The organism is Bradyrhizobium sp. USDA 4369, assembly GCF_054056435.1.
Genome location: NZ_JBSRYH010000001.1, coordinates 7,641,968 through 7,655,895, shown reverse-complemented (window position 1 = coordinate 7,655,895; position 13,928 = coordinate 7,641,968). Strand labels below are relative to the sequence as shown.

At 66.1% G+C, this 13,928-nt stretch carries 9 protein-coding genes and 2 pseudogenes; 6 read left to right on the top strand and 5 right to left on the bottom strand.

Going from position 1 to position 13,928, the window contains the following annotated elements; genetic code table 11:
- The first annotated feature begins 246 nt into the window (after positions 1 to 246).
- The 6 genes and pseudogenes from pufB to ACVIJ6_RS34790 all read left to right on the top strand — a co-directional run bounded on the left by pufB (position 247) and on the right by ACVIJ6_RS34790 (position 7,666).
- The gene (pufB, locus tag ACVIJ6_RS34815; RefSeq protein ID WP_008963656.1) at positions 247 to 402 is read left to right on the top strand and encodes a light-harvesting antenna LH1, beta subunit; all 156 of its coding nucleotides are present in this window, start codon (positions 247 to 249) and stop codon (positions 400 to 402) included.
- Positions 403 to 412: 10 nt separating this feature from the next.
- Positions 413 to 592: pseudogene (locus tag ACVIJ6_RS34810) on the top strand (light-harvesting protein); the annotation flags it as partial.
- A 329-nt stretch (positions 593 to 921) separates the two neighbouring features.
- Positions 922 to 2,349, top strand: coding sequence for a PucC family protein (locus ACVIJ6_RS34805; protein ID WP_456777147.1), 1,428 nt, complete (start codon positions 922 to 924; stop codon positions 2,347 to 2,349).
- A gap of 14 nt (positions 2,350 to 2,363) precedes the next feature.
- Positions 2,364 to 2,951: a hypothetical protein gene (locus ACVIJ6_RS34800; RefSeq protein WP_456776436.1), complete on the top strand. Its 588-nt coding sequence runs from the start codon at positions 2,364 to 2,366 to the stop codon at positions 2,949 to 2,951.
- A gap of 300 nt (positions 2,952 to 3,251) precedes the next feature.
- Positions 3,252 to 4,712 (top strand): ATP-binding protein, encoded by a 1,461-nt coding sequence (locus ACVIJ6_RS34795; RefSeq protein ID WP_456776435.1) that lies wholly within the window; start codon positions 3,252 to 3,254, stop codon positions 4,710 to 4,712.
- On the top strand, positions 4,709 to 7,666 hold the full coding sequence (locus ACVIJ6_RS34790) for a bifunctional [glutamine synthetase] adenylyltransferase/[glutamine synthetase]-adenylyl-L-tyrosine phosphorylase (protein ID WP_456776434.1): 2,958 nt from the start codon (positions 4,709 to 4,711) through the stop codon (positions 7,664 to 7,666). The genes ACVIJ6_RS34795 and ACVIJ6_RS34790 overlap by 4 nt, the downstream gene beginning before the upstream one ends.
- 26 nt (positions 7,667 to 7,692) lie before the next feature.
- Here the strand turns inward: ACVIJ6_RS34790 and ACVIJ6_RS34785 are convergent, their stop codons facing one another.
- The 5 genes and pseudogenes from ACVIJ6_RS34785 to ACVIJ6_RS34765 form a co-directional block, all read right to left on the bottom strand.
- Positions 7,693 to 7,935 (bottom strand): formate dehydrogenase subunit delta, encoded by a 243-nt coding sequence (locus tag ACVIJ6_RS34785; RefSeq protein WP_012043223.1) that lies wholly within the window; start codon positions 7,933 to 7,935, stop codon positions 7,693 to 7,695.
- Positions 7,925 to 8,761 (bottom strand): formate dehydrogenase accessory sulfurtransferase FdhD, encoded by an 837-nt coding sequence (gene fdhD / locus ACVIJ6_RS34780; RefSeq protein WP_456777146.1) that lies wholly within the window; start codon positions 8,759 to 8,761, stop codon positions 7,925 to 7,927. The genes ACVIJ6_RS34785 and fdhD overlap by 11 nt, the downstream gene beginning before the upstream one ends.
- Before the next feature lie 13 nt (positions 8,762 to 8,774).
- Positions 8,775 to 11,655 (bottom strand): annotated as a pseudogene (fdhF, locus tag ACVIJ6_RS34775) (formate dehydrogenase subunit alpha).
- 22 nt (positions 11,656 to 11,677) lie between these two features.
- Complete coding sequence (locus ACVIJ6_RS34770; RefSeq protein ID WP_012043226.1) at positions 11,678 to 13,234, bottom strand: formate dehydrogenase beta subunit; 1,557 nt, start codon at positions 13,232 to 13,234, stop codon at positions 11,678 to 11,680.
- Positions 13,231 to 13,707: a formate dehydrogenase subunit gamma gene (locus tag ACVIJ6_RS34765; RefSeq protein WP_456776433.1), complete on the bottom strand. Its 477-nt coding sequence runs from the start codon at positions 13,705 to 13,707 to the stop codon at positions 13,231 to 13,233. Before ACVIJ6_RS34765 ends, ACVIJ6_RS34770 begins: the two co-directional genes overlap by 4 nt.
- Positions 13,708 to 13,928 lie beyond the last annotated feature (221 nt).

Below are 13,928 nucleotides of genomic sequence, written 5' to 3'. Positions count from 1 at the left end.
TTGACATTAACGTATGTAAATCAGAATTTACGTCGTGGCAGCGGTTCTGTTTGGACACTCGATCAAGGCGGGATTGCGGTCACTCTGGACAACAAACGCTGCTCATGCGGGCCGGCGAAGGCACCGTCGTGCCCGGATCGAACCGGCTGTCATGTCCAGGCGCGAGCAACGCGCTCGCGAGCGTGAAGCGAGACGACACGGTTCAGCACGAGAGACCAACCATGAGACAATACAGGAGGTGACGTGATGCCGGACGATCCCAACAGAGTTTGGCCGACGGGGCTGACGATCCCGGAATCGGAGGAATTGCACAAGCACGTAATCGACGGCGCTCGCGTGTTCTTCGTGATCGCATGTGTCGCGCACTTGCTTGCGTACATCTATTCGCCCTGGCTGCATTGAGGGGGCCGACATGAACCAAGGTCGGATCTGGTGCGTGGTCAACCCCACCATCGGCTTGCCGCTTTTTCTCGGAAGCGTCGCGCTGACGTCGCTGTGCGTTCACTACACGGTGCTGACGCACACCACGTGGATGGGGGCCTTCTTCGAGGGCGGCAAATCCAAGAAGGCCTCGCTTGAGGAAACCGTGTCGCCGGTGGCCCTGAACGCGAAGGCCGTGCCCGGCTATGTCATCTCGGTCGCTCCCGTATCGGCAGAGAATGCGCGGGTCGGCTCTTCCTTCGTCGTCACGGTCTCGCCCGTTGCTGCGCAAGCTCAGGCGACGTCCGAAGACACGACGACCCGCGCGCCGGACAAGGTCTCGCTGGCCACGCTCGCACCGCTGGACGACAAATAGGCGGCGCCTGTTCGCGGACAATGAAAAAGGACCGGGATCCACGGACCCCGGCCATTTTCGCGGGGGAGCGAGACACAGCTCAGCCGCAGTGATGGCGCGCATCTGCTCGGATGGTTTCAGAGATGATGAATCGTGTCAGCCAGAGTCTGATGAAGGGCTGGATCGGGTTGGGGTCGCGCTTTCTGCCTTTTGCCGATGCCGCCACCCCCGATCTGCCGCTCTCCCGGCTGCTGCGGCTGTCGCTGTTTCAGGTCTCGGTCGGCATGTCGCTGGTGCTGCTGATCGGAACGCTCAACCGTGTCATGATCGTCGAACTCGGCGTGCCGGCATCGCTGGTCGGGATCATGCTGTCCCTGCCGCTGATCTTCGCTCCGTTCCGCGCGGTGATCGGCTTCCGCTCCGACACGCATCGCTCCGAACTGGGCTGGAAGCGGGTGCCCTTCATCTACAAGGGCACGATGTTTCAATTCGGTGGTCTCGCCATCATGCCGTTCGCACTGCTGGTGCTGTCGGGCGGCGGGCAGGCTGGCCATGCGCCGGCCTGGATCGGTCAGCTCGGCGCTGCCCTGTCTTTTCTTCTGGTCGGTGTCGGATTGCACACGACCCAGACCGTCGGCCTCGCACTGGCGACCGATCTGGCGCCGGTCGAGTCGCAGCCGAAAGTGGTCGGATTGATGTATGTGATGCTGCTGCTCGGAACGATGGCCAGCGCGCTGTTGTTCGGCATCCTGCTCGCGGATTTCAGCCCGGCGCGTCTGATCCAGGTGATCCAGGGGACCGCGGTCGCTACCCTCGTGTTCAACGCCATCGCGTTGTGGAAGATGGAGGCGCGCGGCCGCTCGACCAAGACGGTCGCCCATACGCCAACCTTTCAGGAATCCTGGGAAAGCTACCTGAGTGGCGGACAGGCGATGCGCCGGCTCATCACCGTCGGCCTTGGGACGATGGCGTTCAGCATGGAGGACGTCCTGCTCGAACCCTATGGGGGGCAGATCCTGCATCTGACGGTCGGAGATACGACGAAGCTGACGGCGGCGCTCGCTGTCGGCGGCCTGTCCGGCTTTGGACTCGCATCGCGGGTCTTGAGCCGCGGCTTCGATCCGTTCCGGATGGCGGGTTACGGTGCGCTGGTCGGCATCCCGGCGTTTCTCGCGGTGATTGCGGCTGCGCCGTTGTCCTCCGCTCTGCTGTTTGGTTTGGGCACGCTTCTGATCGGCTTCGGCGCAGGCCTGTTCGGTCATGGCACCCTGACCGCCACCATGAAGTTGGCGCCGCAAGACCAGGCCGGTCTCGCGCTCGGGGCCTGGGGAGCGGTCCAGGCTTCCGCGGCGGGCGTGGCAATCGCGCTCGGCGGGATCATGCGTGACCTGGTTGCGAGCGTTGCGCCGCCAACCACGCTGGGCGCGGCCACCGGATATGTTTCGGTCTACGCACTGGAAATCATCATGCTGCTCGCCACGCTGCTGACCATGGCCCGTCTCGATCGCGATGGTCAGGATTGGCGTCTGCGAGCGGGAGTGAGGCCCGACAACGCAGGGGTCCGGACCACCTGAGCATTGGAGAAGCCATGAGCCAGACGATCAGCCGAATGTACGCCACGCCTGCGCAGGCCGCGAACGCCAAGGCGGCGCTCGAGCAAGAGGGCTATTCCGAAGTCTATCTCGTGTCGCGCGACAGCGCGGGCGAGTCCAGCGATGACATCGTCGCGGCGATCATGCGGGGATACGTGCTGAAGTCGCACGCGCGGGTCTACGCCGAGGGCATCAGCAGGGGCGGGGCGCTGGTGACGGTGCATGCGCCTTTCACCGGCGGCGGCAGGGCTATTCAGATTCTCGGCAATTCCGGTCCGATCGACTCCGGAGTTTCCGAACCCGAGAGCCGTGTCATGCCATGGGACGAGGCGACGCCGATGTCGTGCATCCTGCACATGCCGGTGTTGCTGGACGATCCGACGCCATTTGCGAAGTTCTGGAACGTCCCCACATTGTCGCGCAGTTCGTTGGCGCTGTCCGCGCTGCTCGGACTGCCCTTGCTGCGGCGGTTCAATCCGGGCACCTCGTCGTTCGGTATTCCTCTGCTCAGCCACGACGCTGCGCCGCTGTCGTCGCTGCTGCGCATTCCAACCTTGATCCGACAACGATCAGCGCGGAGATAGTGGCCGGGTCGCCCCCGACCTGGCGGCCCAGATCGGTGCGCCGAGCCGTGCGGTGCTCACGGCTTGAAGCGCCGGGCCGCCGTCCCTGCCGATTGAAGGCGGCTCCGGCATGGCCATGTCCAGGCCGCATGCTCGCGTTCGCCCGTCAGTGGGAGGTCTGCGGTTGTCACTCGGGGACCCTGACGGGCCGGAGCCCCCGTTCATGAACGCTTTGTCACTTCTGGCTAGCATGCCCGTTTGATAGGTTTGGAGACCTATTCGGGCTGCAGCCGGGAGTTTGAGCGCTTTGAGGACAGGTTCGTGACGGCCTTTGGTAAGCTGATCCGCACCACGGCGTTCCGGTTGACGCTGGTCTATCTGCTGTTGTTTGCGTTGTTTGCCGCCTCGCTGCTCGGCTATTTCGCCTGGAACACCCGCCGTCTCATTACGGAGCAGATCTCGACCACGGTCACCGCCGAGATCAGCGAGATGACCGACATTTTCTCCCATCGCGGCCTGCGCGGCCTGGTCTACAACATCGAGAACCGCGCGCTGCGCCCGGGCGCCAATCTCTATCTGATCACCACGCCGACGGGGCAGGCGATCGCCGGCAATGTCGGCTCGCTCGCCCCGGGTGTGATGGGCTCGTCCGGCTGGTCGGAGACGTTCTATCGCCGGCTCGACGATTCCAGCGAGCAGAACCATCGCGCGCTGGTCTATGTCACGCAGCTGTCGAGCGGTTTTCGCCTTCTGATCGGGCGCGATCTGGAGGAGCGGCGGCGGCTGTTCGGGATCGTCGCCAAGGCGGCGCAATGGTCGGTGCTGGTGGTCGTCGTGCTCGGCATCGGCGGTGGCATCTTCGTGGCGCGGCGCGTGCTGCAGCGGATCGATGCGATGACCGGGACCACGCGCCGGATCATGGACGGCGATCTGACGGGACGGCTGCCGGTCGGACGCAGCGGCGACGAGCTCGATCGTCTGGCGGAAAATCTCAACGCGATGCTGGAGCGCATCGAGGCGCTGATGACCGGCCTCAAGGAGGTCTCCGACAATATCGCGCATGATCTGAAGACGCCGCTGACGCGGCTGCGCAACCGCGCCGAGGAGGCGCTGGCGAAGTCGCGCTCCGAGGACGAGTATCGCGCCGCGCTGGAGCGCACCATCGAGGAGTCCGATGGCCTCATCCGGACCTTCAATGCGCTGCTGATGATCGCGCGTGCGGAGTCGGGGCAGGCGCGCGGCGACATGGTCGAGTTCGATGCGGCCGACGTCGCCGGCGGCATCCACGAGCTGTACGAGCCGCTCGCCGAGGACAATGACATGACCTTGCGCGTCAAGGCGGCGGCGGCGCCGGTGCATGGCAATCGCGAGCTGATCAGCCAGGCGCTCGCCAATCTCGTCGAGAACGCGATCAAATACGGCAAGCCGGCGGCGCTGCCGCTCGATCCGACTGCGGCGGCGACGACGCGCGAGATCCTGATCGAGGCGCGGCGCGAGGGCGGCCAGGTGCTGCTCAGCGTCACCGATCATGGCGAGGGGATCCCGGAGGCCGAACGGAAGCACGCCGTCGAGCGTTTCGTGCGGCTCGAGGCATCCCGCACCTTGCCGGGTTCCGGGCTGGGGCTCAGTCTCGCTTCGGCGGTTGCGACCTTGCATGGCGGCGAATTGCGGCTTGGCGACGCCAGGCCAGGGTTGATCGCGACCCTCGTTCTGCCCGCGGGCGCCGGGCTGCCCGCGAAGCTTGCGGCGCCGACACAGGATGTGCCACAGAAGGCCGCATGACCTCATCCGCGCCGGGAAACGCGGACGGGCAGATCCTGGCCGAACGTTTCGTTTCCGGCCCGCATGTCCGTGCGCCCGACAAAGCCGAACATCGCCTCAATGAATGGCTCGCTGAGCTCGAGCCATCCTTGGCCGCTTCGCTTCGCGCGCTGCTGGCCGAGGGCTTTCCGCGGAGCATCCTGCTCGGCATTGCCGAGTGCTCGCCCTATCTGTTCGACCTCGTCCGCGCCGATGCCCGCCGCTTCGAGCGCCTGTTGCGTTCCGAGCCGCAGGCGCATCTGGCTGAGCTGATCAGCCGCACCGGCCGCGAGGTGTTCGCCGCGATCAGCGAGGCCGACGTCATGCGCCTGCTGCGGCAGCTGAAATCGGAAGCAGCGCTGCTGATCGCGCTGTGCGATATCGGCGGCGTCTGGGCGGTCATGCAGGTGACGGCGGCGCTGACCGATGTTGCGGTCTCGGCGGTGCAGATGGCGCTGCGATATCTGCTGCGGCAGGAAACGGTGCGCGGCCGGCTGGCGCCGCGCGATGCCGACGATCCGGAGCAGGGCTGCGGCCTGTTCGTGCTCGCGATGGGCAAGATGGGCGCCGGCGAGCTGAACTATTCCAGCGACATCGATTTGATCGTGTTCTTCGATCCCGAGGTCCATTCGCTGGCCCGCGACATCGAGCCGCAGCCGTTCTTCGTCCGCGTCACCCAGGCGCTCGCCCGGCTGCTGCAGAGCCGCACCGCTGATGGCTATGTGTTCCGCGTCGACCTCAGGCTGCGGCCGGATCCGGCCTCGACCCAGGTGGCGATGTCGACCGAGGCGGCGCTACATTACTACGAGCGGGAAGGGCGCACCTGGGAGCGTGCGGCGATGATCAAGGCGCGCATCTGCGCCGGCGATCTCGCCGCCGGCGAGGCGATGCTGGCGGAGCTGTCGCCCTTCGTCTGGCGCAAGCATCTCGACTTCCAGGCGCTGACCGACGTGCACGACATGAAGCGGCAGATGCAGGTCTATCGCGGTCACAGCGAGATCGCGGTCGAGGGGCACAACGTCAAGGTCGGGCGCGGCGGCATTCGCGAGATCGAGTTCTTTGCCCAGACCCAGCAATTGATCGCTGGTGGACGGCATCCCGAGCTGAGGGTGCGTCCCACGCTGCAGGCGCTCGGCGTTCTCACGGCCAGCAAGTGGATCACCGAGCAGGCGCGGGACGAGCTCACCACGGCCTACGAATTTCTGCGCCGGGTCGAGCATCGGCTGCAGATGATGGCGGACGAGCAGATCCACAGCCTCCCTGACGACGCGGAGGGCGTCAGCCGCTTCGCCTGCTTCTTCGGCTATGAGAGCCGTGAGAGCTTTGCGAGCGATCTGCTGTTCCATCTCAACATCGTGCAGGGACATTACGCACGGCTGTTCGAAGGCGATCCTACCGGTACGGTCAGCCTGCCGCCGGTGAATTATGGCGCCGGACCCGACGAGCCGCGCCTGATGGAGCATCTTGCAGGGCTGGGCTTCCGCGATCCGGTGATGGTCGCCAAGACCCTGCAGCAATGGCTGGCGGGCGAGTATCGCGTGTTCCGGGCCGAGGCGACGCGCGCCAGCTTCACCGAGTTCCTGCCGGCGCTGATTGATGGCCTCGCCCATGCTGACGAGCCGGATCGCGCCGTCGTTGCCTTCGACCGCTTTCTCCAGGCGCTGCAGCTCGGCGGACGGCTCATCACGCTGCTCGGGCAGAATCGCGATCTGGTGGCGCTGGTGGCACTTGTCCTCGGCGCTGCGCCGCGGCTCGGCGACATGCTGGCGCGGCAGCCGCGGCTGATGGATGGCTTGATCGATCCGCGCTTTTTCGGCGCCATGCCGGACAAGCGGGAACTGTCCCAGCGCCTCGCCACGACGCTGCAGGACGCCGGCACCTATGAAGAGTTTCTCGACCGGCTCCGGCTGTTCGGCCAGGAAAGCCTGTTCCTGATCGGCACGCGCATTCTCTCCGGCACCGTCTCGGCGCAGCAGGCCGGCACCGCCTTTGCCGATGTCGCCGAGGGCATCGTTCACACCGTCCACGGTCTGGTCACGGAGCGCTTCGCTGCCCAGCATGGCCGCATCAAGGGCCAGGAAACCGCGATCATCGCGATGGGCCGGCTCGGCGCCCGGGAAATGACGGCGTCGTCCGATCTGGACCTGATCCTGCTCTATGACTTCGACGCCGACGAACCGGATTCCGACGGTGAGCGTTCGCTGCAGGGCGCGCATTATTTCGCACGCTTCACCCAGCGGCTGATCTCCGCCTTCACATCGCGCACCAACTACGGCGTGCTCTACGACATCGACATGCGGCTGCGGCCGTCGGGCCGCGCCGGTCCGCTCGCGTCACATCTCGACTCCTTCGCGCATTATCAGGAGCGGGAGGCCTGGACATGGGAGCACATGGCGCTGACGCGCGCCCGGGTCATCTCCGCCTCACCGGCCTTTCGCGCCCGCATCGAGGAGATCATCCAGACCGCGCTGCGGCGGCCGCGCGACCCGGTTGCCATCGCGCGTGATGTCGCCGACATGCGCCGGGCAATCGCGGCCGAGAAGGGCGAGGCGGATCTGTGGGACCTGAAGCACGCCGCGGGCGGCATGGTCGACATCGATTTCGTCGCGCAATATCTGCAGCTCGTGCATGCCGCGACCAAGCCGGAGATCCTCGACGTTAGCTCGCTGCAGGTGCTCGACCATGCCGAGCGGCTCGGCGTGCTGCCGCGCGCCGATGCCGTGATCCTGCGTCATGCGGCGCGGCTCTATCATGACCTGACGCAGATCCTGCGGCTGTGCGTCAGCGATAAGTTCAAGCCGGATCAGGCCGGCGAGGACCTGCTGCGCGTGTTGGCCCGCGCCGGCGACGCGCCGGATTTTTCGGCGCTCGAGGCGCGCCTGCGTGAAACACAAAGCGAAGTGCGCCGCGTGTTCACGTCCCTTTTGGAGGAATAGCCGAACGCGAGCGATCGGGCTGCGGGCTACGCTTTTTCCTTGGCGACCGCCGCCTGCTTCAGCCGGCCGATGGCTTCTTTCACCGCAGGATCAAGCCCGGCGCCGCCGGCGTCGTGATGCGCGAAGATGCTCTTCAGCATCCGTGGGTCCCAGAACTTCTTGATGTGCTCGGCGACGCCGCTCACGGCCTGCTCGCCGCCCTGGGATTGGAAGAACTTGCCGATCTGGTTGGCCATGTAGACCAGGCGGTCGTGGGTGCTATGCGACATGGGGCGTGTCCGTCTGTGCTGATCGCGCGCCGGTCTCGGCACTCGCGACGATCCGTTCGGGATGGGTGAAGATTTCGAAGCCGTCATTGCGGGCGACCGCAATCAGCGTGATGCCGGCGGCCTCGGCCATGCGGATGGCGAGCGCGGTGGGGGCGGAGACGGCGACCAGCACGGGCGCGCCCATCGCCGCCGCCTTCTGCACCAGTTCGACCGAGACCCGGCTCGTCATGATCACGAGGCCCTCGCTGGCGGCGCAGCGCGACTGCGCCAAATGGCCTGCGAGCTTGTCGAGCGCGTTGTGGCGGCCGACATCCTCACGCAAGCTGACGATGCCGCGCGCCGGCGTCCAGAACGCCGCGGCATGCACGGCGCGAGTTTCGTGGTTGAGCTTCTGCAACGGCTCGATCGCCGCCAGCGCGGCCATGACGTCACGCGGCGCGAAGCGCCGGCCCGCCGCGACATGTGCTGCCGGGCGTACCGCTTCGGCGAGGGAGTCGATGCCGCACAGGCCGCAGCCGGTGGGGCCCGCGATGTTGCGGCGGCGTTCGGCCAGGCGTTCAGCCAATGCGTCGGGCAGCCATATGCGCAGCTCGATGCCGTCATCCAGCGCGACGATATCGAGCGAGACGATCTCGTCGCGGTTGGCGACGAGACCCTCATTGAGGCTGAAGCCGATGGCGAAATCGGCGAGATCCTGCGGCGTCGCCATCATGACGGCCTGGGTGCCGCCATTATAGGTCAGTGCGACCGCGGTCTCCTCCGGCACGCGGCGGTGGCCCTCGGTGAGGGCTCCGTCGCGCCAGACCAGACGATCCGCGATGCGCACTGCATCGGTCATGCTACTCCGCCGCCTCCACGATCGGGGCGATGCGGCGCGAGTTGCGGGCCTGCTCGTCATAGGCCTTCTGCCAGTCCGACGGGCCGTTGGACTGCGACACCTGCACCGCGGTGACCTTGTACTCCGGACAATTGGTCGCCCAGTCGGAGTAATCCGTCGTGATGACGTTGGCCTGGGTCAGCGGGTGGTGGAAGGTGGTGTAGACCACGCCCGGCGCCACCCGTTCGGAGATCAGCGCATGCAAGGTGGTCTCGCCGGCGCGGCTGGTCAGCCGCACCCAGTCGCCGTCGCGGATGCCGCGCTGCTCGGCGTCGTGCGGATGGATCTCCAGCACGTCCTCGCCATGCCACACCACGTTGTCGGTGCGCCGCGTCTGGGCGCCGACATTGTACTGCGACAGGATGCGGCCCGTGGTGAGCAGGAGTGGGAAGCGCGGGCCGGTGCGCTCGTCGGTCGCGACATATTCGGTGACCACGAACTTGCCCTTGCCGCGGACGAAGCCGTCGACATGCATGATCGGCGAGCCCTCGGGATACTTCTCGTTGCAGGGCCACTGCACCGAGCCCATCTCCTCGAGCTTCTGATAGGAGACGCCGGTGAAGGTCGGCGTCAGCGCCGCGATCTCGTCCATGATCTCGGAAGGATGGTTGTACTTCATCTCGAAGCCCATCGCCTTGGCGAGGCCGATCGTGACCTCCCAGTCGGCGAGGCCGTTGCGCGGCGTCATCACCTTGCGGACGCGCTGGATGCGACGCTCGGCATTGGTGAAGGTGCCGTCCTTTTCCAGGAAGGTCGAGCCGGGCAGGAAGACGTGGGCGTAGTTGGCGGTCTCGTTCAGGAACAGGTCCTGGACGATGACGCATTCCATCGCCGACAGTGCCTGCACGACATGCGTGGTGTTCGGATCCGACTGCAGGATGTCCTCGCCCTGCACGTACAGACCCTTGAAGGTGCCGTCGATCGCGGAGTCGAACATGTTGGGGATGCGCAGGCCCGGCTCAGGGTTGAGCTTGACGTTCCACATCGCCTCGAACTGGTCGCGCACCGCGTCGCCCGAGATGTGCCGGTAGCCCGGCAGCTCGTGCGGGAACGAGCCCATGTCGCAGGAGCCCTGCACGTTGTTCTGGCCACGCAGCGGGTTCACGCCGACGCCGCGGCGGCCGATATTGCCGGTCGCCATCGCGAGGTTGGCGATCGCGATCACCGTGGTCGAGCCCTGGCTGTGCTCGGTCACGCCCAGGCCGTAATAGATCGCGCCATTGCCGCCCTTGGCGTAGAGGCGGGCAGCGCCGCGGATCGTCGCTGCGTCGACGCCGGTGATCTCGGCGACCGCCTCCGGGCTGTTCTTCTCCAGCGCGACGAACTCGGCCCAGTCCTGGAACTCGCTCCAGTCGCAGCGCTCGCGCACGAAGGTCTCGTTGACGAGCCCTTCGGTGACGATGACATGCGCCATCGCGGTCAGGATCGCGACGTTGGTGCCGGGCAGCAGCGGCAGGTGATAGTCCGCCTCGATGTGTGCCGACTTCACGAGATCGATCTTGCGCGGATCGACCACGATCAGCTTGGCGCCCTGCCGCAGCCGCTTCTTCATGCGGGAGCCGAACACCGGATGCGCGTCGGTCGGATTGGCGCCGATCACCATGATCACGTCGGAGTCCTCGACCGAGTCGAAGTCCTGCGTGCCGGCCGAAGTGCCGAAGGTGGTGGCGAGACCGTAGCCGGTCGGCGAGTGGCAGACGCGGGCGCAAGTGTCGACATTGTTGTTGCCGAAGCCGGCGCGGATCAGCTTCTGCACCAGATAGGTCTCTTCGTTGGTGCAGCGGGACGAGGTGATGCCGCCGATCGAGTCGCGGCCATATTTGGCCTGGATGCCGCGCATCTTCTGGGCCGCGAAGCTGAAGGCCTCGTCATAGGAGACCTCGCGCCAGGGCTGATCGATGCTTTCGCGGATCATCGGCTTGAGGATGCGCTCCTTGTGGGTCGCATAGCCATAGGCGAAGCGGCCCTTGACGCAGGAATGGCCGCGATTGGCCTTGCCGTCCTTGTAGGGCACCATGCGCACGATTTCCTCGCCGCGCATCTCCGCCTTGAAGGTGCAGCCGACGCCGCAATAGGCGCAGGTGGTGACCGCCGAATGCTCGGGCTGGCCGATCTCGATGACGCTCTTCTCGGTCAGGGTCGCGGTCGGGCAGGCCTGCACGCAGGCGCCGCAGGACACGCATTCCGAGCCGAGGAAGCTCTCGCTCATGCCCGGCGACACCCCGGCTGTCGAAGCCGCGGCCGGAGATGGTCAGCGCGAACGTGCCCTGGACCTCCTCGCAGGCGCGGACGCAGCGCGAGCAGACGATGCACTTCGAGGGATCGTAGGTGAAATAGGGATTCGACTCGTCCTTCGGCAGCCAGGCCGGGTTGGCCTCGCCGCAGGCGTCGGCGAACACGTGGTTCTCACCCTGGTTGCCGTAGCGCACGTCGCGCAGGCCGACCGCGCCGGCCATGTCCTGCAGCTCGCAATCGCCATTGGCGGCGCAGGTCAGGCAGTCCAGCGGATGGTCGGAGATGTAGAGCTCCATCACCCCCTTGCGCAGCTTCTTCAGCCGCTCGGTCTGGGTGTGGACGACGAGGCCCGGCGCCACCGGCGTGGTGCAGGAGGCCGGCGTGCCGGCGCGGCCCTCGACCTCGACGAGGCAGAGCCGGCAGGAGCCGAACGCGTCGACCATGTCGGTCGCGCACAGTTTCGGGATCTGCGTGCCGGCCTCCATGGCCGCGCGCATGATCGAGGTGCCCGCGGGAACGGTGATGCTCTGGCCGTCGATGGTGAGCGTCACCATCGTCTCGGACTTGGAGCGCGGGGTGCCGTAATCGGTTTCGTGGATGAGTGACATGGCGGTGTCCTTTCCCGAATGTCTATTCCGCAGCCTGCAGGCGCGGCTGCTGAGGCCCGAAGTCCTCACGGAAGTGTTTCAGCGCTGATAGCACAGGATAGGGCGTGAAGCCGCCGAGGGCGCACAGCGAGCCGAGCTTCATAGTGCCGCAGAGGTCTTCGACCAGCGCAATGTTCTCGGCGACGCGCTCGCCGCGGCGGATCTTGTCGATGGTCTCGGCGCCGCGCGTCGAGCCGATACGGCACGGCGTGCACTTGCCGCAGGATTCAATGGCGCAGAACTCCATCGCGAAGCGCGCCTGCTTCGACATGTCGACAGTGTCGTCGAAGACGACGATGCCGCCATGGCCGATCAGGCCATCCTTGGCGGCGAACGCCTCGTAGTCGAACGGGGTATCGAACAGCGCCCGCGGGAAGTAGGCGCCGAGGGGCCCGCCGACCTGCACGGCGCGCACCGGGCGGCCGGTGAAGGTGCCGCCGCCGATGTCGTCGACCAGCTCACCGAGCGTGATGCCGAACGCGGTCTCGAACAGGCCGCCGAACTTGACGTTCCCCGCGATCTGGATCGGCATCGTGCCGCGCGAGCGTCCCATGCCGAAATCGGCATAGGCCTTGGCGCCCTCGTCGAGGATGAAGGGAATGGCGGCGAACGACAGCAGATTGTTGACGACGGTCGGCTTGCCGAACAGGCCATGATGTGCCGGCAGCGGGGGCTTGGCGCGGACCACGCCGCGCTTGCCTTCCAGGCTCTCCATCAACGCGGTCTCTTCGCCGCACACATAGGCGCCGGCGCCGGTGCGGACCTCGAGATCGAAGGTGTAGTTGGAGCCGGCGATCTTGTCGCCGAGCAGGCCGGCCTTCTTAGCGATCTCGATCGCCTTGGCCATGGTCGCGATCGCGTGCGGATATTCCGAGCGCGTGTAGATGTAGCCCTTGGTGGCGCCCACCGCGATGCCGCAGATGGTCATGCCTTCGATCAGCACGAAGGGATCGCCCTCCATCAGCATGCGGTCGGCGAAGGTGCCGCTGTCGCCCTCATCGGCGTTGCAGATGACGTATTTGCGATCGGCCGCGGTCTGCGACACGGTCTTCCACTTGATGCCGGTCGGGAAGCCGGCGCCGCCACGGCCGCGCAGGCCGGACGTCGTGACCTCGGCGATGACCGCATCCGGCGTCAGCGTCAGGGCGCGGGTGAGGCCCTTGTAGCCGCCATGGGCGCGGTAGTCGTCCAGCGAGAGCGGATCGACGATGCCGCAACGGGCGAAGGTCAGGCGGGTCTGTCGCTTCAGCCACGGAATCTCCTCGGTCAGGCCGAGCGACAGCTTGTGCGGCTTGTCGGCGATGATGGCGTCGAGCAGCGACGGCGCGTCGTCAGCGGTCACCGGACCGAAGCCGAACCGGCCCTGCGCCGTCTCCAGCTCGACCAGCGGCTCTAGCCAGTACAGGCCGCGGGACCCGTTGCGGACGATCTCGACCTCGGCTCCGCGTTCAAGCGCTGCCTTGTGCAAGGCCTGCGCAACCTCGTCGGCGCCGACGGCGAGCGCGCCGGCATCACACGGGACAAAAAGACGCACGCTCATCGCTGGGCCTCCGAGACGAGAGCATCAATGCGGGCTTCGTCGAGCCGGCCGACCAGGCGGCCGTCCAGCATCGCCGACGGTGCGGTGGCGCACAGGCCGAGGCAGTAGATCGGCTCCAGCGTCACGCGCTCATCGGCAGTGGTGTTGCCAAGGGCAATGCCGAGCTTGGCTTCGGCACGGGCCGCAAGCGCATCGCCACCGGCAGCCTGGCAGGCCTCGGCGCGGCACAGCTTGAGCACGTGGCGGCCGGCCTTCTTGGCACGGAAATCATGGTAGAACGTAAACACGCCGTAAACCTCGGCGCGCGACAGGTTCAGCGCGGAGGCGATCATCGGGATCGCCTCTTCCGGCACATAGCCAAACGCCTCCTGCAGCGCATGGAGGATTGGCAAGGTCGCCCCCTCCACCTTGCTGTGCTCTGCGATGATTTCGGCGCCGCGCGCCGTCTCCCAGGTTTCGTACACCGGCGTCATCCTGATCCCGATTCATGCGCTGCAATCGTTTCGCATATCTGAATTGGAATTGCTCAAGATATCAATAAAGCTGTCCCGTGCTGCGATAGCGAAACGCAATCGAGAGATAGTTAGAAGTTGACGGAACACAGGCATTCCCGGGACAGGATGCGGGCGTGTTTTACCATGTCGGCGCCTTCGCCGACGTGGTAGAGTTGAGTTCTGGCCGGTAATGCCGAAAA